This window comes from Rathayibacter sp. AY1C7, assembly GCF_002931865.1.
Taxonomy (GTDB): Bacteria; Actinomycetota; Actinomycetes; order Actinomycetales; family Microbacteriaceae; genus Rathayibacter.
In genome coordinates, this window is the sequence record NZ_PSWB01000019.1 from 1 (window position 1) to 19,887 (window position 19,887).

The following is a 19,887-nucleotide window of genomic DNA, read 5'->3' on the forward strand; positions in this document are numbered from 1 at the left end:
CGCTGACGGTGGAGGAGACCCATTCGGCCCCCGCGGTCGTCGCCTCCTCTCGGCTGCAGGACGTCGTGCGCGCGGGCATCCGCGCGACCGGGGACGCGGTGGCGGCGGGGGGCGCGGTCGTGGTGGCGGGGTCCGTGGTGGTGCCGGTCATACGCGTGCCGCCCCGTAGACCTCGTAGGCCCCCGCGACTCCGCCGCCCACCGGGACGGAGGCGCCCGCGCGGCGCAGCACCGCCTCCAGCGCCGCCAGGGTGGTCAGCACCGCGTCCGTCCGGGCGTTGTAGCCCATCGTGCCGATGCGCCAGACCTTCCCGTGCAGCGGCCCGAAGGACGTGCCGATCTCGATGCCGAAGTCGGCGAGCATCTCCCCGCGCACCGCATCACCGTTCACGCCCTGCGGGATGCGCACCGCGACGACGTTCGTCATCTTGTGCCCGACGTCGCCGAACACCTCGAGATCGAGGCCGCGGACTCCGGCGAGCATCGCCGACCCGTGCAGCGCGTGGCGGGCGACCGTCTCGTCCAGGCCCTCCTCGACGACGATGCGGGCGCACTCGCGCGCGCCGTAGAGCATCGTGGTCGCCTCGGTGTGGTGGTTGAGGCGGCGCGGCCCCCAGTAGTCGAAGATCATCCCGAGGTCGAAGTAGTTGGAGCGGACGCGGCGGGCGCTGACAGTGTCGCCCTCGTCGCGGATCCCCGCCTCGATGCTCCTGCGCGACTCGATCACCGCGACGGCCTTCTCCGAGAAGGTGACGGGAGCCGATCCGGACGGGCCACCCAGGCACTTCTGGAGCCCCGCGGTGACCGCGTCGAGCCCGAGCTCGTCGGTCGCGAAGGCGTTGCCCGCGAGGGAGGCGGTGACGTCGGTGTAGAAGAGGGCGCCGTGCTTCTCGCAGAGGGCGCCGAGCTCCTCCAGCGGCTGCGCCATGGTGGTCGACGTGTCGCCGTGGACCACGGCCAGCATCTTCGGCTTCACCCGGGCCAGGGCCTCGGCGATCGCCGAGACGGGGAAGACCTGCCCCCACTCGGCCTCGATCACGTGCACCTCCGCGCCGCAGCGCTCCGCGATCTCCCGGAGGAGGTGCCCGAACCGCCCGAAGACCGGCACGAGCACGCGGTCGCCCGGCTCCAGCATCGAGACCAGCGCCGCCTCGATGCCCGCACGGCTCGTGCCGTCGACGAGCATCGTCTTCTCGTTGCGGGTGCGGAACACCTGCCGGTACAGCTCCTGCGTCTCCGTCATCGTCGCCGTCATGAACGGGTCGTACTGCCCGACCAGCTGCGCCGACATCGCACGCAGGACGCGCGGATCCGCGTTGATCGGGCCCGGCCCCATCAGCAGGCGCGGCGGCGGATCGACGGGGAGGAACGGTGCGGGCGCGGTCATGGGCCACCTCTTCACGAGCGGGAGAGAAACAGTCGTTTCACCCGGAGAGCCTATGCGACGGACGTTTCGCCGGTGTTTCGCGGTGTGCGGCGGGTCACCCGGGAGGTCCGCGGGACACTGGTCGGCATGAGGACAGCGCCGCACCGAACGGTCACTGGCCGGTGACCGAGGACCAGATCGTCGCTCTCGTCTGGGCGCCGATCGCGATCGTCTTCGGAGCGGTGTTCATCGGCCGGCGCGAGTGGATCTCCGCGCGGGCCCGTGACCAGCTGCGCAGGCGGGGGCAGAGGGTCGGGCCGAGAACGCAGTCGCCCGTCGTGATGGCCGCGGGAGGCGCCCTCTTCGTCGTCGTCGGCGTCGTCGTGATCCTGCTCACGCTGACGTCGGTCCTCCACGGACCCTCCTGAGCCGTGTCGGGGTCTCGGCACCCCTCCGGCGGCGCAGCGCTCCTCCACAGGGGCGGCTCAGGGTCTGATTCTCCTGATCGGACGCCTCTGCGGCCCGGGTGTCGGTGGTCGCTGATTCAATACAGGTATGGCGGATCGGATGCGGCAGGGAGTCGAGGAGGTCCGCGCCCTCGGCGACCGTGCGGCGCTGCTCGCCCGGTCCGCGGCTCCGCTCCACCTCGCCTCCGCCGAGGCGCTGCACGAGGCGTACAGGGCTGCGCTCCGCCGCCCCGAGGCGTTCGCTCGCGGCGGGTCACCCAGCGAGTCGCGCGACCTCGTGGAGCGCTCGGTGCGGGCCGAGCTCGCCGTAGCGCTGGCCGTGTCCGAGCGCGTGGCCGCCCGGGAGCTCGAGCACGCCCGCCTGCTGGTCGAGCACCTCCCGTGCACGCGCGCCGCGCTGGCCGAGGCGCGGCTGCGCTGGGAGGCGGGGCAGATCATCTGCGGAGTCGCCGCGACCCTGCCGCCGGCCTCCCTCCGGGAGTTCGACGAGCGCGCTGCGGGACTCGCCGCCTCGATGACGCCGACCCAGCTGCGGGGACGCCTCGTCCGACTGCGCGACGAACTGCACGACGTGCCCCTCGCCGATCGCCACGCTCGCGCCCGGGAGGACCGGGCCGTCTGGGTCTCACCCGAGCAGGACGGCATGGCCACGCTCTGCGCGACCCTCCCCGCTCCGGCCGCGATGGGCGCGCTCGCGCGGCTCGACCGGATCGCCCGCACCCTCCGCGACGGGAACGGCGACAGGACGGGCGGCGGGAGCGGTCCGGCGCAGGAGCGCACGCTCGCGCAGCTGCGGGCCGACGCGCTCGTCGACCTGCTCTGCGACGGCGACGTGTCCGGTACGGCGCCAGGCGACGAGAGGCCGCGGACGTCTGCTCGCGGCATCCGGGCCGAGGTGCGTCTGACCGTGGCCGCGAGCACCGCGGCCGGGCAGGACGAGACGCCGGCAGAACTGGACGGCTACGGCCTCGTCCCGGCCGGCGTCGCGCGCGAGCTCCTCGGACCCTGCTCGGCCGTCACCCCGGTGCTCATCCACCCGGGGTCGGGTGCCGTCGTCTCGGTCGGCAGGACGCACCGCCTCCCTCCCCCGCGGATGCGCCTCGCACTCCAGCTGCGCGACCGGACCTGCCGCTTTCCCGGCTGCACCCGGCCGGCGGCGACGGCCGAGGCCGACCACACGCTGGAGTGGCGCCACGGAGGCGACACCGCACTCCACAACCTGGCGTCGCTCTGCGTCGGCCACCACCACGTCCGCCACGGGGACCGCTGGACCTACACGCTCCACCCCGACGGTTCGGCCGACTGGACCACTCCCACCGGCCGCCGCGTGGTCACCCGTCCCCCCGATCCGCCCGCGCCACCGCGGCCACCGCGCAGGCCGAGCTTCAGCGATGCGCCGCCGCCGTTCTGACCGCGGGACATGCTGCGCTCCTGCGGGCGCGGGATGCCCCCCACCCGCACTCGGAGCGCGCCCTCAGAGCGCGCCGGCCAGCTCCAGGAGCGCGAGGTCCGATCCGCGTGGCCCGACCAGGCAGAGCCCCACCGGAGCACCGTCGACGCTCAGCCGCGGCACCGACAGCGCCGGATACCCGCCGATCCCCGCGACGCAGGTCAGGCCGAGCGTCGCCGACCGTGCCGCGTCGATCGTCTCGACCGACGCGTCGAGGGTCGGCGCGACCGACGACGCCGACGGCAGGAGCAGCACCCGCCCGTCGAGCGCGCCGTCGAGCGCCTGCCGGAAACCCGCGACCCGCGCCCGCGCGGCCGTCTCCTCCTGCTCGTCGACGAGCGAGGCCGCGTCGAAGCGCGCCTGCACGTCTGCCGCCAGCACTCCCGGATGCGCCGCGACCCACGAGCCGCTCGACCGCCACGCCTCCGCGGCCTGCACCAGCCGGAACGCCTCGAGCATCTCCGCCACGGCCGGCAGCGCCACCTCGTCGGCGCTCAGCCCCTCGACGGCCGATCGGAACGCCGCGCGGACGGCCGCGTCCACCCCGCCCAGCAGTGCCGGCGCCACCGCGAGACTCCGCACCGGCGGGCCGGACGGCAGGCAGACCTCGGCCACCCGCCTCAGCGTGCCGAGGTCCCGCGTCAGCCACCCGACGGTGTCGAAGCTCGGCGCCAGCGGCAGCAGCCCCTCGACGGGCACTGCACCGTGGGTCGTCCTCAGCCCCCACAGGCCCTGGTAGGAGGCGGGTACCCGGATCGATCCCGCGGTGTCGGTCGCCAGCCCGACGGCGGCCTGCCCGAGCGACACGGCGGTCGCCGGTCCGCTCGACGATCCGCCCGGGATCGCTCCGGGCACGGCCGGATTGGGCGGCGTCCCGTAGCCGGAGTTCCGGCCGGCGATGCTGTAGGCGAACTCATCGGTCTGAGCGATCCCGCGCACCGACGCTCCCGCTGCGAGCAGCTGCGCGACGGCCGGAGCGGTCGCCGCCTCGATCGGCGCGGAAGCGAGGCGGGCCGGCACTCCCGCGCCGATCCGCTGGCCCTCGATCGCGAAGAGGTCCTTGACCGCGACGTCCAGTCCGTCGAGGATCCCGGAGCCGGCGGCCGGCACGAGCGGCGCGCCGACGGCCCGCCAGACACGGGGGTCCAGCGCGGGCGAGGGCGCCTGCACCTGCGCGGCGCGCACCCTCCAGGTCCCGCCCTCCCGCGACCACAGCTGCGTGACGAGCCCGCGCCCGCCACGGGCCGGAGCGTTCACGCTGACCACGAGCGCCGTGCCCGCATCGACCGCCCTGACGTGCAGCTCCATCAGCTCCCGCACCGGCGCCCCGCCGCGACGACCCCGGAAGCCGGTGATCACCGCGTGGCCGACGAGCAGCCCGGAGGCGTCGCCCCGGAGCGTCGTCGGCGCGTCGACGAACGCGTCGGCGAGCGCCGCGACGTCGTCCGCCCCGAGCGCCGCCTCGTAGGCCAGGACCGCGTCCACCAGCCCGTCCGGCAGGTCGCCCTCGAGCGTCGTCACCCGCGGGTCAGTCATCGAAGTCGGCCGTCCGGACGCGGGCGTGCACGCCCTTCACCAGGTCGACCACCTGCGAGATGTCGAAGTCGGTCGCCGCGCTGAGGTAGGCGTAGGCGTGAGCCGGGTCCATCCCGTAGCGGGCCGCCAGCAGCGCGATGGCCGCGCGGACGCACTTCTGCACGGCGACGTCCAGGTCCTCGTCCATCCCGGTGGGCACGAGGAACTCGCCGGTCTCCCCCATCGGCCCGAGCAGCTCCCCGAACGCCGCGAGCGCCTCGGCGCGCGGGACGACCTCCAGTCGCACCCGGACGCGCAGGCTCGCCTCCATCGCCGTCAGCGCCACCTCGCCGTCGCCCTGCGCGAAGTGGGGATCGCCGACGTACGCGAGCGCGCCCGGGACCTGCACGGGAAGGTAGAGGCTGGTTCCGGCGGTCAGCAGTGCGATGTCGATGTTGCCCCCGTGCGCACCGGGCGGCACGGAGTGCGGGCGCTCCTCCCCTGCGACGGCGACGCCCATGATCCCGAGGAACGGCCGGAGCGGGAACCGGGCGGCCCGCTCCCCTCCCGGCACCAGCGGGATGACGCCGCGGAGACCGCACTGCGCGTCCTCGTCGACGCGCGCGAAGACGCTGAACGGCCCCTCCTGCAGCGGGTACTCGCCCGGCAGCGCCCCGCGGCCGTGCCGGTTCGAGACGACTCCGTACGGCACGCGCGGCTCGGCCTCGAGGAGGGTCATCCGGAGCAGGTCCCCCGGCAGCGCTCCCCGGACGGCGATCGGCCCCGTGACCACGTGCGGCCCGTCCGTCTCGCCGTCGCGGAACGGCCCGTCCGCGGCGAGCGCGACCGCGTCGCGCAGCACCCCCTCCGGAGCGACTCCGTGGCGGCCGAAGAAGGCGACCGGATCGCGGCCCTGATCCTCCAGCACGCCCTCGTGGCTGAGCGTGTCGATGACGACCTCGGCCCCCGAGTCGACGGTGAGCACGGGCGCGTCCGCCGCGCACGGCAGGCGCCCCCACAGCACCGACCCCGGCTCGGCCGGCAGGTAGTCCACCCCCGGCGGCACTCCCTCACCGGGCTGCACCGCCCACTCCGTCCACCGCATGCGCGTCCGCCTCCCGCGCGGCCCGTCCGCGCCGTCCGACCCTAACCGCGCCGTGTTTCGAGCATGTGCACGCGTGTGCCACGATTCTCCAGACCCGCCCCCGACGACAGGACTCCCGTGATCCGACGCCTGCGCACCCGCTCCGAGGGCGCGACCCTCGGCCTGATGCTCGCCCTCACCTTCTCGACCGGCATCATCGACGCCGTCGGGTACCTCGGGCTCGACCGCGTCTTCGCCGGCAACATGACCGGCAACGTCGTCATCCTCGGCATGGCCCTCTCCGGCGCGGCCGACCTGCCCGTGGTCGGGCCCCTGATCGCGCTGGGCGCCTTCATGATCGGCGCCGTGATCGGCGGCCGGGTGCTCCGCCCGGTGAAGAAGGGCTGGACCTCGCGCTCGACCTGGCTCTTCGCGGTGGTCGGCATCCTGCTCGGCGTCCTGGCGATCGTGCTCGCGGTCGTGCCTGAGCACCCCGAGCCGCTCGCCTTCACCGTCACCGGCGTGCTGGGCGGGGCGATGGGCCTCCAGGCCGCGACCGCCCGCCACCTCGCCGTCAAGGACGTCACGACGGTCGTCGTCACCTCGACGATCACGGGCCTCGCTGCGGACTCCCGCCTGGCGGGTGGTACCGGTCAGCCGTGGTTCCGCCGCGCGGCGGCGATCGTCCTGATCGCCGCGGGTGCCGGAGTCGGCGCGCTCGCCCTGCTGGTCGGACTCTGGCTCGGCCTGGCGATCGCCGCCGTCATCACGCTCGTCGCGACGCTGCTGGGCGAGCTCGTCGTCCACTCCCGGTACGCTCCGGCACCCGCCGACGCCGCCGCCTGAGGCGGCGCCTCCCGGCGCGTCAGCGCGGCAGCTGCTGGCAGTGCGGGCAGAGGTGCGAGGAGCGGTTCATGAACGGCACCCGCACGATCGCCTCGCCGCACCGGGCGCACGGCTTCCCCGTCTGCCCGTAGGCGTGCAGGCTGTGCGAGAAGTAGCCGGAGGCGCCGTTCACGTTCACGTACTGCGCATCGAAGCTGGTGCCGCCCTCGGCCAGCGCCCGCTCGAGCACCGAGCGCACCTCGGCGAAGAGGCGGCGGATGCGCGCCTCGCCGAGCGACGAGCTCGGCCGCTCCGGGTGCAGCTCCGCCGCCCACAGCGACTCGTCCGCGTAGATGTTCCCGATGCCGCTCACGAGCGTCTGGTCGAGCAGCGCCCGCTTGATCCCGCTGCTCCTCCTCGCCAGCGATGCGACGACCGAGCCCAGGTCGAAGGAGGGGTCGAGCGGATCGCGGGCGATGTGCGCGACCTGCGAGGGCACGGCGCGCAGCCAGCCGCCTCCGCGGACCTCCTCGCCCGCGTAGCCGCCCGGCGCTCCGTCCGGGGTCGGCACCAGAGCGTCGACCGCCATCGAGCCGAAGATCCGCTGGTCGACGAAGTGCAGGGCGAGCTCGCCGTGCTCGGGGTGCTCGATCCCGATCCGGATGCGCGCCAGGCGCGGCAGCGCCGCATCCGCCGTGCGCAGCAGCACCTGGCCGCTCATGCCGAGGTGCACCAGCAGCGCCTCGTCGCAGCCCGCGGGCAGCCAGAGGAACTTCCCGCGCCGCACCGCCGCTTCGAGCCGGCGCCCGACGAGCAGGCGCTCGAAGGTCCCGTGCGGATGCACGTGCCGCTTCAGCGAGCGCTCGTCGACGATCTCGACGCCGGTCACCAGGGAGCCGGTGACCGCGGGAGCGAGACCCGCCCGCACCACCTCGACCTCGGGCAGCTCGGGCACGGTCAGTCCGAGACCGTTGGAGCGACGGGTGCGCCGGGGGCCGCCAGACGCGTCCACGCGTCGAGCGCGGCGGCCATCTCGGCCGCCTTCTTGCTCGTCCCCTCGCCGCGGGCGGTGACGAGTCCGCCGACGATCACGGTGGCGACGAACACCTTGTTGTGGTCGGGGCCGGTGGCGGCGATCTCGTAGCGCGGGGCCGGCGCACCGCGCTCGGCGGCCGCCTCCTGGAGGCTCGTCTTCGGGTCCATCGAGACGCCGAAGCGGAGCGGATCGGCCCGGAGGGGGGCGATCAGGCGCAGCACCAGGTCGCGGGCCGCGTCGGGCCCGGTGCCCAGGTAGACGGCGCCGATGATGGCCTCGACGGTGTCGGCGAGGATCGACGCCTTGTCGCGGCCGCCGGTCAGCTCCTCGCCGCGTCCGAGGCGGAGGAACTCGCCCAGGCCGATGCCGCGGGCGATCTCGGCGAGAGCGACGGTCGAGACGAGGCTCGCCCGGCGCTTGGCCAGGTCGCCCTCGCTGAGGGCGGGGTACTCGGTGTAGAGCATGACGGTCACGGCCTGCCCGAGGATCGAGTCGCCGAGGAACTCGAGGCGCTCGTTGTGCGGGATGCCGCCGTGCTCGAAAGCGAACGACCGGTGCGTCAGGGCGAGCTCGAAGAGCTCACCGTCGAGGCTCACGCCGAGCGTGGCCTCCAGACGCGACCGGTCGTCGCTGGAGGGTCGTGCGGAGGTCTGGTTCACCATGGACCGCGGTCCGTTCGTCGAGGGGCGGTGCGCCCCGCGCCGTGCGGACCAGGAGCGGGATCAGACGTCGGCGACCTTGCGGCCCTTGTACTCGAGGAACAGCGCGGTGCCCGCGGAGTCCTCGACGACCTTGGCGCGGTGGGGAAGGCTGTAGACGACCTTGCCGTTCTCGATGGTCTTGACGAGGGTGGGGACCTCGGCCTTCCACTGCGAACGACGGGCGTGGGTGTTCGCGCGGGACTTCTTCCTCTTGGGAACAGCCATGATTCTCTCTTCTCTACCTCTAGTCGGATTCGGTGCGGGCGGTCGCGCCCTCACCGCTGTCTGCGGAAGCTCTGTCGGTGGAAGCTCCGGGCGCTGCGGCCCCGCCGTCCCCCTCGCTCAACCCTGCGAGCGCGGCCCACCGGGAGTCGCGCGGCGCCTCGGGTTCGGGCGTGGAGGAATCGGCCAGCCGCTCCCCCGTGACGGGGTCGAGGCCCGGACAGTCCGGCCGGCAGACCGGCTGGAACGGCAGCGACAGAACCACCGCATCCCTGACCAGAGGTTCAAGATCCACGTGGTCGTCGTGAACCTCATAGTCGAAAGCTTCGTCAGAAGAGTACGCGAAAAGTTCCTGGAACTCGACATCGACAGGCAGGGAGATGTCGGTCAGGCACCGGCTGCACTCGCCGTCGGCCCTCGCCGACACCTCGACACTGGCCAGGATCCCCTCGTGCACGGACTCGAGCCGGACGTCGAGATCGACGGCCGATCCCTTGCGGACCGCGACGATCCCCTCGCCGAACTGCTCCGGCGCCTCGAGCTCGAGGCGGTGCTCGCGCATCTCGCCCGGCCGCCTCACGAGGTCGCGCACGTTCACGGTGAACGGCGTCTTCTTGAAAGTAGTCACGAGGGTCCAGCGTACCCCTCCCGGGCCCCTCCGGGGCGGGAGGGGCCGGGAGGAGCCGGGAGGGGCGGAGTCCGGGCTCAGGCGCCGCCGGCCTCCAGCGTCACGTCGATCGGCGCGTAGTCGGCACCGCTCGTGTCCACTCCCTCGTCGGCGAGCTCCGCGAGCGCCTTCTCGATGTACTCGTTCGAGTAGGCGGTGGCGGGCGGGTCCGCGTTGATGATCGTCGCGCCCGTCTCGTTCTCCGTCTCCTTCGCGATGTCGACCGTCTGCTGCCACGCGGCCTCGTCGATCATCCCGACGCCGCTCGTCGAGGGCCAGATCAGCTTGTTGACCTCGTTGGTCATCCAGAGCTGGTGGCTGGTGCCGAGCGTGGATCCGGCCGCGGTGACGATGTCGGCCGCCGCCTGCGGGTCGTCCTTCGCGAAGATCCAGCCCTTGATCGAGGCCTTGATGAAGGCGACCGTCTGCTCGGCGTACGCGTCGTCGTCGGCGAGCCTGCCCGCGTCCGCCCAGATCGCGTCCTGGAGCATCGCGGTCCCGATGTCGTTCCAGCTGATGACGTTCAGGTCGTCCGGCCGGTACAGCTCGCCTGTGGCGGGGTTCACGGTCTCGAGGACCTGGGCGTACTCGTTGTAGGTCATCGCCTGGGCCGCGTCGATGTCGCCTGCGAGGAAGCCGTTCATGTCGAACTGCTGCTGCACCAGCGAGATGTCGTCGAGAGAGACGCCGTCCTTCTGCATGCCGGCGAACAGCTCCCACTCGTTGCCGTAGCCCCAGCTGCCCACGCTCTTCCCGGCCAGGTCGGCCGGCGAGGTGATCCCCTTGTCCTTGAAGGAGATCTGCGTGGTGGCGCTGCGCTCGAAGATCTGCGCGACGTCGGTGATCCCGGCCCCCTGCTCGATCGAGCCGAGGACCTTGGGCACCCAGGAGATCGCGTAGTCCGCGTCGCCCGAGGCGAGCACGTCCTGGGGGACGATGTCGCCGCCTCCCTCGGCGATCGTCACGTCGAGGCCCTCGTCCTCGTAGTAGCCCTGGTCGAGCGCGGCGTAGTACCCGGCGAACTGCGCCTGGGCCACCCACTGCAGCTGCAGGGTGACCGGCGTGAGGCCGCCGGAGCCGGAGTCCGACCCCGGGTCGGAGCCGCCGGAGGCGCTGCAGCCGGTGAGCGCGAGGCCCACGGCCGCGAAGGCGGCGGTCGTCGTCAGGGTGATGCGGGTGCGTCTGGTCACGGGTCCTCCTGGTGCGGTCTGCGGGGTCGCCGGTGCGGCGCGCCCCGTGGTGCGGCGGTGCAGGTGGTGCTGTGGTGCAGGTGGCGCTGATGATGCGGGCGGTGCGGATGGTGCGTCGGGTGGAGTCGGGAATCGGGAGTCGGGAATCGGGAGGATCGAGGAGGGTGCGGGGACGCGCGGCGCCGCGCTCAGCGCAGCCGGCTGCGGCGCAGCGCGAACGCCTCGAGCGCGGCCGTCACGCAGTAGAACGCGAGGCCGACGAGCACGGCGCCCAGGACGTAGGCGTAGGCGAGCGCGTAGTCGCTGCCCGAGGCCGCCGTCGTGATCGACTTGCCGAGCCCGCCCACGGGTCCGCCGAAGTACTCGGCGACCAGCGCCGAGATCACCGCGAGCGAAGAGGCGATGCGGAGCCCCGTGAAGACGTAGGGCACCGCTCCCGGCAGCGTGATCGTGCGGGCGGTCTGCCAGGGGGTCGCCGCGTAGGCCTTCAGCAGGTCGCGGTGCACCGGAGCGGCCTGCCGCAGCCCGCGCAGCGTCGTCACGTACACCGGCACGAACACGGCGAGCGCCGCGACGAGCTGCCTCGCGGTCTCGGCGTTCGCTCCGAACATCGTGTAGAGCACCGGAGCGAGGGCGACGATCGGCACGACGGCGGCCGCGGCCACGATCGGCGCGACCAGTCCGTCGAAGACCCGCGCGAGCGCCGAGAGCCCGGCGACCACGACCGCCAGCACCGCGCCGACCAGCAGGCCGACCAGCGCGTTGCGGCCGGTCACCGCGCTGCCCTCGGCGACGGAGCCGAGGTTCGCGGCGAACTCCCGTCCGATCGCCAGCGGCGACGGGAGCACGAACGGCTGGATCGCCAGAGCGGTGACCCCGGCCTGCCAGAGCAGGACCGCGGCGATCCCGAGCACGAGCGGCGCGAGCACGCTGCGCGCCAGCGCCGTCGTGCTCACCGGTTCTCCACTCCGCGCGGCACGGCGGCGGGATCGCCGTGCAGCAGCTCGCGCACGGCGCTCACGTCGCGGAAGAACGCCGTGTCCTCCCTGACCGCCGCGTCGCGCTCGGATGCTCCGGGGAGTCCGACCGGGAGGACGTCGCGGATCCTGCCCGGCCGCGGCGACATCACCACGACGCGGTCCGAGAGGAACACCGCCTCCGGGATCGAGTGGGTGACGAAGACGACGGCGGCGCCGGTCTCGCGCCGGATCCGCAGCAGCTCCGTCTGCATCCGCTCGCGGGTCATCTCGTCGAGCGCCCCGAACGGCTCGTCCATGAGGAGCAGGCGCGGGCTCTCGGCGAGCGCCCGCGCGATGGCGACGCGCTGCTGCATCCCGCCGGAGAGCTGGTCCGGGTAGGAGTCGGCGAAGTCGCCGAGCCCGACCAGCGCCAGCAGCTCGTCGACGCGCGAGCGCCGGGCGGTCGCGGCGACGCCGTGCAGCTCCAGCGGCAGGGCGATGTTCGCCCGGATCGTGCGCCACGGCAGGAGGCCCGCCTGCTGGAACGCGATCCCGTAGTCCTGGTCGAGCCTCGCCTGCCGGGCCGTCTTGCCGAACACGGCGATCGAGCCGGAGTCCGGCTCGTCGAGGTCGGCGATCAGCCGCAGCAGCGTCGACTTGCCGCAGCCGGACGGGCCGATCAGCGAGACGAACTCCCCCGCGGCCACCTCGAGCGAGACGTCCTGGAGCGCCGTGACGCTCGCGGCGCGAGCGGTGGTGAAGGTCCTCGTGACCGAGTCGACGACGACCGCGGATCCTGCAGTGCTCATGCGGGCTGCTCCCCTCGGCGGTACGGACGGAGGAGGGTGCCGAGCAGGGCGACGGCGCCGGCGGCCGCGAGGCCCACCAGCACAGCCCCGAGGATCGGCGCCCAGGGCTTGGCGGGGTCGCCTCCGGCAGCGGAGGCGAACTCGATGATCATGCGGCCGATCCCGCCGCGCAGGCCGATCGAGACCTCGGCGACGATCGTGCCGACGACGGCGCTGACCGCTCCGAGCCGGAGGGCCGGCAGCAGGTAGGGCACGCTCGCCGGGAGCCTCAGGCGCACCAGCGTCTTCCACCAGCCGACGCCGTACACGTGCATCAGCTCGACCTGGTGGGCCGTCGGCGAGCCGAGCCCGCGGAGCGCCCCGATCGAGACGGGGAAGAACGCGAGGTAGGAGGCGATCAGTGACACCGACATCCAGTTCTCCCAGGTCACCGGTCCGAGCTCGAGCTGCGACCCCCAGCGCCGCACCAGTGGGGCGATCGCGATCAGGGGCACCGTCTGGCTCAGCACGATCCAGGGCAGCACCGCCGACTCCGCCGTGCGGAACCGCTGCATCAGGAGAGCCAGGAGCAGCCCCACGACGGTGCCGACGACCCAGCCGACCGCGGCGATCCCGAGCGAGAAGGCACTCGCCCCCAGGACGGCCGACCAGAGCGCCGGGGCGTTCCGCGCTCCGGTGACCGGCTCGCCGAGCCGGGCCGCGATCTCCCAGAGGTGGGGCATCGCGATGGCGCTCGTGCGCGGGAGCACCGTGACTCCTCCGACGACCACCCCGGCCTCGGGCCCGAGCGCCTTCCAGCCCTCCCACACGAGCGCGAGCAGGAGGAGCCCGCCGGCGCCGAGCACGAGCCCGCGCGCGAGGGCCGGTCTCATGCGCGGGCCACGATGTGCTCGCGCAGCTCCGGGATGACTCGCTCGCCGTACACGCGCAGCGTCTCCTCCTTGTTGTCGTGCTGGAGGTAGCCCGCGAACTGCGTCACGCCGATGTCGGCGAGCGCCCGGAGCTTCTCGATGTGCTCGTCCGCCGTGCCCAGCACGCAGAAGCGCTCCACGATCTCGTCCGGCACGAAGGCGGTGTGGCTGTTGCCCGCGCGGCCGTGCTCGTTGTAGTCGTAGCCCTCGCGCCCGGCGATGTAGTCCGTCAGCGCCTGCGGCACCGCTCCGGAGGCGCCGTAGCGGCTCACGATGTCGGCCACGTGGTTGCCGACCATCCCGCCGAACCAGCGGCACTGGTCGCGCATGTGCTCCCGGTCGGTGCCGATGTACATCGGCGCCGCGACGCAGAACTGCAGCGACCCGGGATCCCGGCCGGCGTTCGCCGCCGCCTCCTTGACGGCGCCGATCATCCAGCGCGCGATGTCCACGTCGGCCAGCTGCAGGATGAAGCCGTCGCCGACCTCGCCCGCGAGCTTCAGGGCGAGCGGGCCGTAGGCGGCCACCCACATCTCCAGGGACGAGCCCCGGCTCCACGGGAACTGCAGCGTCTGGCCGTTGTACTCGACCGGACGGCTGTTGGCGAGCTCGCGGATGACGTGGATCGACTCCCGCAGCGTCTTGAGCGTCGTCGGAGCTCCTCCGGTCACTCTCACCGCGGAGTCGCCGCGGCCGATCCCGCACACCGTGCGGTTCCCGTACATCTCGTTGAGCGTCGCGTGCAGCGAGGCGATGACCGTCCAGTCACGCGTGGCGGGGTTGGTGACCATCGGGCCGACCGTGATCCGGTGCGTCCTCTCGAGGATCTGCGAGTAGATCACGTAGGGCTCCTGCCAGAGCAGGTGCGAGTCGAAGGTCCACGCGTAGTCGAAGCCGTGCGTCTCCGCGAGGACGGCGAGCGCGACGGTGCGCGAGGCGGGCGGGTTGGTCTGGAGGACGACTCCGAAGTCCATGGGGTTCCTTCTGCTCGATCAGGTGCTGGCTCGGATCGGGTGCCGGCTCAGATCAGGTACTGGCTCAGACCGCGCGGGATGTACGCCCCGTCGCCCTTCGTGCCGACGTAGGAGCCGTCGTCGACGACGACCCTGCCGCGGGAGATCACCGTGTCGACGTGGCCGTCGATCTCGAAGCCCTCCCAGGCCGAGTAGTCCATGTTCATGTGGTGGCTGCGGCCCTCGCCGATCCCGATCGAGGTGTGCCCGCTCGGGTCGTAGACGACGACGTCGCCGTCGGCCCCGGGCTGGATGACGCCCTTCCTCCCGTACATCCCGAACATCCGCGCCGGGGTGGTCGAGGTGAGCTCGACCCAGCGCGGCAGGGAGATCTGCCCCGACACCACGCCCTGGTACATCAGGTCCATCCGGTGCTCCACCGAGCCGATGCCGTTGGGGATCTTCGAGAAGTCGCCGATCCCCATGTCCTTCTGGCCCTTCATGCAGAAGGGGCAGTGGTCGGTCGAGACCATCTGGATGTCGTTGGTGCGCAGCGACTGCCACATGTGGTGCTGATGCCCCTCCGCCTTCGAGCGCAGCGGCGTGGAGCACACCCACTTCGCGCCCTCGAAGCCCGGCGCGCCGAGCTGCTCCTCGAGCGAGAGGTAGAGGTACTGCGGGCAGGTCTCGCCGAAGACGTTCATGCCGCGGTCGCGGGCCTGCGCGATCTGCTCCACCGCCTGCTTCGCGGAGACATGGACCACGTACAGCGGCGCGCCGGTGAGGTCGGCGATCATGATCGCCCGGTGCGTCGCCTCCTCCTCCGCCTGCCAGGGTCGAGAGGTGCCGTGGAAGTACGGCGCGGTGTTCCCGGCGGCGAGGGTCTGCTTCACCAGTTCGTCGATGAGGGCGCCGTTCTCGGCGTGCATCATCATCATCGCGCCGTTCTCCGCGCCCTTCTGGAACGCCCGGAGGATCTGCCCGTCGTCCGAGAGGAACACGCCCTTGTAGGCCATGAACAGCTTGAAGCTGGTCACCCCCTCGCGCATCAGCTCGTCCATCGCGACGAGCGAGGAGTCCTGCACGTCCGAGAGGATCTGGTGGAAGCCGTAGTCGATCGCGCAGTTGCCGGCCGCCTTCTCCTGCCACGCCTGGAACCGGTCGACGACGCTCTCGCCCGGGTACTGCACCACGAAGTCGACGATCGACGTCGTGCCGCCCCAGGCCGCGGCGCGCGTGCCGGTCTCGAAGGTGTCCGAGGCGGAGGTGCCGCCGAACGGCATCTCCATGTGCGTGTGCGCGTCGATCCCGCCCGGGATCACGTACTTGCCGCTCGCGTCGATCACCCGGTCGACGTGGGCCGCCAGGTCGAAGCCCAGCAGCGTGGAGCCGGGGGCGAGGACGGCGGCGATGGTCTCGCCGTCGATCAGGACGTCAGCGGCTCCGGTGCCGGTCGCGTTGACGACCGTCCCGCCGGTGATGAGGGTCTTCATCGGTCTTCCCCGTCTCGGTCTGCGGTCACGGCTTCGGGATGCTGGTGTACGACTCCGGCCGGCGGTCCCGGTAGAACTGCCAGTCGTCGCGCATCTCCTGCACCATGTCCATCTCGAGGTCGCGGATCAGGATCTCCTCGGCCTCGCCCGAGCCCCGCTCGCCGACGAACTCCCCGCGCGGATCGATGATCTGGCTTGTGCCGTAGAAGTCGACCGCGAGGTCGCCGTACTCGTTGTCCTCCCGGCCGACGCGGTTGGGCTGCAGCACGAAGTAGCCGTTCGCCACCGCGGCCGCCGGGCCCTCGACCTCCCAGAGGCGGTTCGACAGGCCGGGCTTGGTGGCGTTGGGGTTGAAGACGAGGTGGGCGCCGTTCAGGCCCAGCTCCCGCCAGCCCTCCGGGAAGTGGCGGTCGTAGCAGATGTGGACGCCGACCTTGCCGACGGCGGTGTCGAAGACCGGGTAGCCGAGGTTCCCGGGCCGGAAGTAGAACTTCTCCCAGAAGCGGTCCAGGTGCGGGATGTGGTGCTTGCGGTACTTGCCGAGGATCGTCCCGTCGGCGTCGACCACGACCGCGGTGTTGTAGTAGACGCCGGTCTGCTCCTCCTCGTAGATCGGGAGGATCATCACCACGCCCAGCTCCTTCGCGAGGGCCGCGAAGCGCTGCACGATCGGCCCGTCGGCGGGCTCGGCGTAGCGGTAGTACTTCTTGTCCTGGGTGATGCCGAAGTACGGGCCGTAGAACAGCTCCTGGAAGCAGACGATCTGCGCGCCGTCGGCTGCGGCGTCCCGGGCCATCCGCTCGTGCTTGTCGAGCATCGACTCCTTGTCGCCGGTCCAGGTCGTCTGGGTGATCGCTGCGCGGACGATGGTCATCGGTACCTCCATGCTCGGGCGTCCCTGTCCGGCTCCGGTGTGCTCCGCCGGGCGGTGCGGAGCCGGGGACGTGGACCCACTGTGGTCCCCGCCGGGCCCGAAGGCAATGACGGACCGTCCGGCTCCGGGGACAGGGCTTCATCGTCGGGGTTCGACGTTTCCCCGGTGTTTCCGGCGCGGATCCGCAGCATTAAGGCTCGCCGGGGGAGGAATCCGTCGGTGCCGCTAGCGTGGGCGGATGCGCATCACGATCCTGGCCGGAGGCGTCGGCGGCGCCCGCTTCACCTCGGCGGTCCGCGAGCACCTCCGCGATCTCGAGGCCGCCGGCGGCGAGGCGAGCGAGATCACCGTCGTCGTCAACACCGGCGACGACATGTGGCTCACCGGCCTCAAGGTCTGCCCCGACCTCGACTCGATCACCTACGCGCTCGGCGGAGTGAACGACACGGAGCGCGGCTGGGGGCGGGCCGGCGAGAGCGAGCGGGTCTCGGCCGAGCTCACCGCCTTCGGCGTCGGCTGGCCGTGGTTCACCCTGGGCGACCTCGACCTCGGCACCCACATCGCCCGCAGCTCGATGCTGCGCGACGGCCTCACCCTCTCGGAGGCGACCGCGCGGATCACCGCCCGCTGGCCGCTGGGGGTCCGCCTGCTGCCGATGTCGGACCAGGACGTCGAGACCCACGTCGAGGTCGACCTTCCCGGCGAGGGCGTGCGGCTCCTCCACTTCGAGGAGTGGTGGGTGCGGCTTCGGGCGTCAGCGCCCGCGCGCCGCTTCGTCCAGCAGGGGGTGGAGAGCGCCCGCCCCGCCCCGGGCGTGCTGGAGGCGATCGCCGACACCGACGCGGTGCTCGTCGCGCCCTCCAATCCCGTCGTCTCGATCGGCACGATCCTCGGAGTGCCCGGGATCGCGGACGCCCTCCGCCGGACCTCCGCACCCGTCGTGGGCGTCTCCCCCGTCATCGGAGGCGCGGTGGTGCGCGGCATGGCCGACGCCTGCCTCGCCGCGATCGGCGTCGAGACCTCCGCCGAGGCCGTCGGCCGGCACTACGGAGCCCGGAGCGGGGGCGGCCTCCTCGACGCCTGGCTCGTCGGCGAGGAGGACGCGGACGCGGTCCCGGCGCTCGAGTCGGCGGGGCTCCGCGCCCGCTCCGTGCCGCTCTGGCTGACCGGCCGGGACGCCTCCGTGCGGCTCGCCGCCGACGCTCTCGCCGCCGCGAGGGGCTGAGCGGAGCCTCCTCCCGGGGCCGCGGACCGCGTGTCGCAGCGCGGATGCGGTCACGCCTCCCACGGGGCGCCCCGTTCCCTTGTACGGTCGGAGGCGGACGAACTCTCCGATTCACCCCCGCACCGGACCCGGAATCCCTCGGTCGCGCCCCCGACCGCGTCCTCACCACGTCTCCGAGCCCTGCGGAACCGCGTGCCGTCCCGTCAGGAGGAAACCATGGAGCCCAGCTCGAGGATCAGCACCGAGCGGATCGAGCCCGACATCGTGGTGATCCGCCCCGTCGGCCGGCTCGACCTGTCCACGGCGTGGGAGCTCGAAGCGGTCCTCCAGCGCGCGCTCGAGGCGGGAGAGGTCCGCGTGGTCGTCGACCTGGCGGCCGTCGAGTTCCTCGACTCGTCCGGGCTCGGCGTCCTCGTCGCCGGACTCAAGGAGGCGCGTAAGGCGGGCGGCGAGCTGCGCGTGGCCGCCGCCGGCGAGCAGCCCGCCATGGTGCTCGGCCTGTCCAACCTCGACCGCCTGCTCGGGAGTGCCGAGACCGTCGAGGAGGCCTACCGTGCCTGAGCGCTCCTTCGTCGTGCGCACGCCGCCCGAGGACGGCGTCACCGCCGTCCACGAGGCGCTCGAGGAGCTGTGGCTCGAGGAGCCGGGCGTCGCGCCGGTCGACCGGATGTCGTTCGAGACCGCGCTGGTCGAGCTGACCTCGAACATCGTCCAGCACGCCCGGTCGTACCGGCACATCATCTGCCTGGTCGAGATCCGCGTCGACGCGACCGAGCTGCGCGCCTCGCTCAACGACTCCGCCGAGGAGGCGCCCGCCGAGGTCGCCGACCCCCGCGACATGCCGGACGAATGGGACGAGGCAGGCCGCGGGATCCCGTTCATCCACGCCCTCGTCACCGAGTTCTCCTACCGCCGTGTCGACGGGCAGAACCTCTGGGCACTCGCCCGGACCCGCACGTGAGCGAGCCGACCGAGCGCGCCCGCCTCGCCGCGATCGCCGAGCTCGGGATCGGCCTGAGCACCCCCCAGGAGCGCTTCGACAGGATCACCCGCATCGCCCGCCGGCTCCTGCGCGTCCCCCTCGCCGAGATCAACATCCTCGAGGAGTCGACGCAGTTCACGAAGTCGCCCCAGCGCTCGGCGCGGGCGAGCAGGATGCTGCGCGCCGACTCGATGTGCGACGTCACGGTCCAGCAGGGCGACATCCTCGTCGTCGAGGACGCCACCGCCGATCCGCGGTTCGCCGACCGCGGAGTCGTCACCGGATCCCCTCACGTGCGCTTCTACGCGGGCCGCCCGCTCGTCGTCGGGGACGGCCTCCGCGTCGGCACGATCTGCATCATCGACAGCGAGGTGCGCGGCTTCTCGGAGGAGGAGCGCGAGATCCTCGAGGACCTCGGCCGGTGGGCCGAGCGGGAGCTGCGCGAGATCGCCTTCTCCGGACGCGCGAGCGAGACGCAGGAGCGGCTCCGGCCCCAGCGCCTCGACCTCGGCGAGTGGAGCCTCGACTCGCTGACCACGCCGCTGCACGACGTCGCCGGCGACTACACGGCGTGGCGCCGCAGCGGGGACGACCTCTCCCTCGAGCTGGTCGACGTGATGGGCAAGGGGGTCTCGGCGGCGATCGTCGCCTCCGCGATCCGCTCCGCGTTCCAGGCGCGGCCGGAGCTCCCTCCCGCGGCAGCCGTCGAGGCTGTCAACCGCCAGCTCCTGCCCGACCTGACCGCGACCGGGATGTTCGCGACCGCGCTGATCGCCCGGGTCGACCTCGCGAGCGGCGCCGTCGCGTTCGTGGACAGCGGCCACGGCCTCACGGTCCTGCTGCGCGCCGACGGCACCACGGAGCGGCTCGCCTCCACCGGCGTCCCGCTCGGCATCGCCGCCGACGTCTCCTGGGAGGAGGAGCAGCGCGTGCTCGCCCCCGGCGACGCTCTCTTCTCCTGCAGCGACGGCCTGCTCGACGTCTTCGGCGGGCGCCTCGACGCGCTCGACCGTCTCGCCGAGCTGGTGCGGAGCAACGACGACCCCGCTCTCTTCGAGCGTCTGCATGCTCTCGCAGACGACGCGCACGACGATGTGACAGCGTTGGTGCTGCGGCGCTCCGCAGCGCCCGCCCCCTCCTGATCCTGATCGAAAGGACC

The 19,887-nt window shown here is 72.7% G+C and carries 21 protein-coding genes; 7 read left to right on the top strand and 14 right to left on the bottom strand.

The genetic code is table 11. The annotated features are described in order from the left end of the window. Nucleotides 1–147 precede the first annotated feature (147 nt). Entirely contained in the window at nt 148–1,386 is a 1,239-nt protein-coding gene (locus C5C69_RS10950) for an alanine--glyoxylate aminotransferase family protein (RefSeq protein WP_258065136.1), read from the bottom strand. A 161-nt stretch (nt 1,387–1,547) separates the two neighbouring features. Here C5C69_RS10950 and C5C69_RS10955 point away from each other — a divergent pair, with 161 nt between their 5' ends. Together C5C69_RS10955 and C5C69_RS10960 are read left to right on the top strand one after the other, a co-directional pair. Further along, nucleotides 1,548–1,793 (top strand): hypothetical protein, encoded by a 246-nt coding sequence (locus tag C5C69_RS10955; RefSeq protein ID WP_104257913.1) that lies wholly within the window; start codon nt 1,548–1,550, stop codon nt 1,791–1,793. A 127-nt stretch (nt 1,794–1,920) separates the two neighbouring features. Further along, nucleotides 1,921–3,243: an HNH endonuclease signature motif containing protein gene (locus C5C69_RS10960; protein ID WP_104257914.1), complete on the top strand. Its 1,323-nt coding sequence runs from the start codon at nt 1,921–1,923 to the stop codon at nt 3,241–3,243. A gap of 63 nt (nt 3,244–3,306) precedes the next feature. Here C5C69_RS10960 and C5C69_RS10965 read toward each other — a convergent pair whose 3' ends face one another. Then, a complete protein-coding gene (locus C5C69_RS10965; RefSeq protein ID WP_104234210.1) occupies nt 3,307–4,818 on the bottom strand; it encodes an AtzH-like domain-containing protein in 1,512 nt (503 codons plus the stop codon). Further along, nucleotides 4,811–5,902, bottom strand: a complete 1,092-nt coding sequence (locus tag C5C69_RS10970) for an acetamidase/formamidase family protein (RefSeq protein ID WP_104234209.1) — start codon at nt 5,900–5,902, stop codon at nt 4,811–4,813. The genes C5C69_RS10965 and C5C69_RS10970 overlap by 8 nt, the downstream gene beginning before the upstream one ends. Nucleotides 5,903–6,019: 117 nt before the next feature. Between C5C69_RS10970 and C5C69_RS10975 the strand changes: the two genes are divergently transcribed. Beyond that, entirely contained in the window at nt 6,020–6,727 is a 708-nt protein-coding gene (locus C5C69_RS10975) for a YoaK family protein (RefSeq protein ID WP_308471106.1), read from the top strand. 19 nt (nt 6,728–6,746) lie between these two features. Here the strand turns inward: C5C69_RS10975 and mutM are convergent, their stop codons facing one another. From mutM to C5C69_RS11030, 11 genes are all read right to left on the bottom strand, one after another. After that, nucleotides 6,747–7,661: a bifunctional DNA-formamidopyrimidine glycosylase/DNA-(apurinic or apyrimidinic site) lyase gene (gene mutM, locus C5C69_RS10980; RefSeq protein WP_104234207.1), complete on the bottom strand. Its 915-nt coding sequence runs from the start codon at nt 7,659–7,661 to the stop codon at nt 6,747–6,749. 2 nt (nt 7,662–7,663) lie between these two features. Beyond that, nucleotides 7,664–8,404, bottom strand: coding sequence for a ribonuclease III (rnc, locus tag C5C69_RS10985; RefSeq protein WP_104226659.1), 741 nt, complete (start codon nt 8,402–8,404; stop codon nt 7,664–7,666). Between the two features lie 60 nt (nt 8,405–8,464). Then, nucleotides 8,465–8,668, bottom strand: a complete 204-nt coding sequence (gene rpmF, locus C5C69_RS10990) for a 50S ribosomal protein L32 (protein WP_104223482.1) — start codon at nt 8,666–8,668, stop codon at nt 8,465–8,467. Between the two features lie 19 nt (nt 8,669–8,687). Further along, the gene (locus C5C69_RS10995; protein WP_104226701.1) at nt 8,688–9,227 is read right to left on the bottom strand and encodes a DUF177 domain-containing protein; all 540 of its coding nucleotides are present in this window, start codon (nt 9,225–9,227) and stop codon (nt 8,688–8,690) included. Nucleotides 9,228–9,370: 143 nt separating this feature from the next. After that, nucleotides 9,371–10,522: an ABC transporter substrate-binding protein gene (locus C5C69_RS11000; RefSeq protein ID WP_258065137.1), complete on the bottom strand. Its 1,152-nt coding sequence runs from the start codon at nt 10,520–10,522 to the stop codon at nt 9,371–9,373. Between the two features lie 188 nt (nt 10,523–10,710). Continuing rightward, nucleotides 10,711–11,478 (bottom strand): ABC transporter permease, encoded by a 768-nt coding sequence (locus C5C69_RS11005; protein ID WP_104234206.1) that lies wholly within the window; start codon nt 11,476–11,478, stop codon nt 10,711–10,713. Then, the gene (locus tag C5C69_RS11010) at nt 11,475–12,290 is read right to left on the bottom strand and encodes an ABC transporter ATP-binding protein (RefSeq protein WP_104234205.1); all 816 of its coding nucleotides are present in this window, start codon (nt 12,288–12,290) and stop codon (nt 11,475–11,477) included. Before C5C69_RS11010 ends, C5C69_RS11005 begins: the two co-directional genes overlap by 4 nt. After that, on the bottom strand, nt 12,287–13,162 hold the full coding sequence (locus C5C69_RS11015; RefSeq protein ID WP_104234204.1) for an ABC transporter permease: 876 nt from the start codon (nt 13,160–13,162) through the stop codon (nt 12,287–12,289). Before C5C69_RS11015 ends, C5C69_RS11010 begins: the two co-directional genes overlap by 4 nt. Continuing rightward, nucleotides 13,159–14,175: a TIGR03842 family LLM class F420-dependent oxidoreductase gene (locus C5C69_RS11020; protein WP_104234203.1), complete on the bottom strand. Its 1,017-nt coding sequence runs from the start codon at nt 14,173–14,175 to the stop codon at nt 13,159–13,161. The genes C5C69_RS11015 and C5C69_RS11020 overlap by 4 nt, the downstream gene beginning before the upstream one ends. Nucleotides 14,176–14,222: 47 nt before the next feature. After that, the gene (gene hydA / locus C5C69_RS11025) at nt 14,223–15,647 is read right to left on the bottom strand and encodes a dihydropyrimidinase (RefSeq protein WP_104234202.1); all 1,425 of its coding nucleotides are present in this window, start codon (nt 15,645–15,647) and stop codon (nt 14,223–14,225) included. Between the two features lie 25 nt (nt 15,648–15,672). Then, entirely contained in the window at nt 15,673–16,521 is an 849-nt protein-coding gene (locus tag C5C69_RS11030; RefSeq protein ID WP_104238196.1) for a nitrilase-related carbon-nitrogen hydrolase, read from the bottom strand. A 238-nt stretch (nt 16,522–16,759) separates the two neighbouring features. Between C5C69_RS11030 and cofD the strand changes: the two genes are divergently transcribed. The 4 genes from cofD (at nt 16,760) to C5C69_RS11050 (ending at nt 19,870) form a co-directional block, all read left to right on the top strand. Beyond that, nucleotides 16,760–17,746 (top strand): 2-phospho-L-lactate transferase, encoded by a 987-nt coding sequence (gene cofD / locus C5C69_RS11035; protein WP_104234201.1) that lies wholly within the window; start codon nt 16,760–16,762, stop codon nt 17,744–17,746. 216 nt (nt 17,747–17,962) lie between these two features. Next, nucleotides 17,963–18,307: an STAS domain-containing protein gene (locus C5C69_RS11040; protein ID WP_104223474.1), complete on the top strand. Its 345-nt coding sequence runs from the start codon at nt 17,963–17,965 to the stop codon at nt 18,305–18,307. Further along, a complete protein-coding gene (locus C5C69_RS11045) occupies nt 18,300–18,707 on the top strand; it encodes an ATP-binding protein (protein ID WP_104223473.1) in 408 nt (135 codons plus the stop codon). The genes C5C69_RS11040 and C5C69_RS11045 overlap by 8 nt, the downstream gene beginning before the upstream one ends. After that, a complete protein-coding gene (locus tag C5C69_RS11050) occupies nt 18,704–19,870 on the top strand; it encodes a PP2C family protein-serine/threonine phosphatase (RefSeq protein ID WP_181127056.1) in 1,167 nt (388 codons plus the stop codon). Before C5C69_RS11045 ends, C5C69_RS11050 begins: the two co-directional genes overlap by 4 nt. Nucleotides 19,871–19,887: the final 17 nt, after the last annotated feature.

Excerpts from the sequence above, each read along its gene's own strand:
- C5C69_RS10965 (WP_104234210.1), bottom strand. The coding sequence starts at position 4,818 with ATGACTGACCCGCGGGTGACGACGCTCGAGGGCGACCTGCCGGACGGG.
- C5C69_RS10950 (WP_258065136.1), bottom strand. The coding sequence starts at position 1,386 with ATGACCGCGCCCGCACCGTTCCTCCCCGTCGATCCGCCGCCGCGCCTG.
- C5C69_RS10995 (WP_104226701.1), bottom strand. The coding sequence starts at position 9,227 with ATGCGCGAGCACCGCCTCGAGCTCGAGGCGCCGGAGCAGTTCGGCGAG.
- C5C69_RS11015 (WP_104234204.1), bottom strand. The coding sequence starts at position 13,162 with ATGAGACCGGCCCTCGCGCGCGGGCTCGTGCTCGGCGCCGGCGGGCTC.
- C5C69_RS10960 (WP_104257914.1), top strand. The coding sequence starts at position 1,921 with ATGGCGGATCGGATGCGGCAGGGAGTCGAGGAGGTCCGCGCCCTCGGC.
- C5C69_RS10970 (WP_104234209.1), bottom strand. The coding sequence starts at position 5,902 with ATGCGGTGGACGGAGTGGGCGGTGCAGCCCGGTGAGGGAGTGCCGCCG.
- C5C69_RS11040 (WP_104223474.1), top strand. The coding sequence starts at position 17,963 with ATGGAGCCCAGCTCGAGGATCAGCACCGAGCGGATCGAGCCCGACATC.
- C5C69_RS11030 (WP_104238196.1), bottom strand. The coding sequence starts at position 16,521 with ATGACCATCGTCCGCGCAGCGATCACCCAGACGACCTGGACCGGCGAC.
- C5C69_RS11020 (WP_104234203.1), bottom strand. The coding sequence starts at position 14,175 with ATGGACTTCGGAGTCGTCCTCCAGACCAACCCGCCCGCCTCGCGCACC.
- C5C69_RS11010 (WP_104234205.1), bottom strand. The coding sequence starts at position 12,290 with ATGAGCACTGCAGGATCCGCGGTCGTCGTCGACTCGGTCACGAGGACC.
- hydA (WP_104234202.1), bottom strand. The coding sequence starts at position 15,647 with ATGAAGACCCTCATCACCGGCGGGACGGTCGTCAACGCGACCGGCACC.
- rpmF (WP_104223482.1), bottom strand. The coding sequence starts at position 8,668 with ATGGCTGTTCCCAAGAGGAAGAAGTCCCGCGCGAACACCCACGCCCGT.
- rnc (WP_104226659.1), bottom strand. The coding sequence starts at position 8,404 with ATGGTGAACCAGACCTCCGCACGACCCTCCAGCGACGACCGGTCGCGT.
- cofD (WP_104234201.1), top strand. The coding sequence starts at position 16,760 with ATGCGCATCACGATCCTGGCCGGAGGCGTCGGCGGCGCCCGCTTCACC.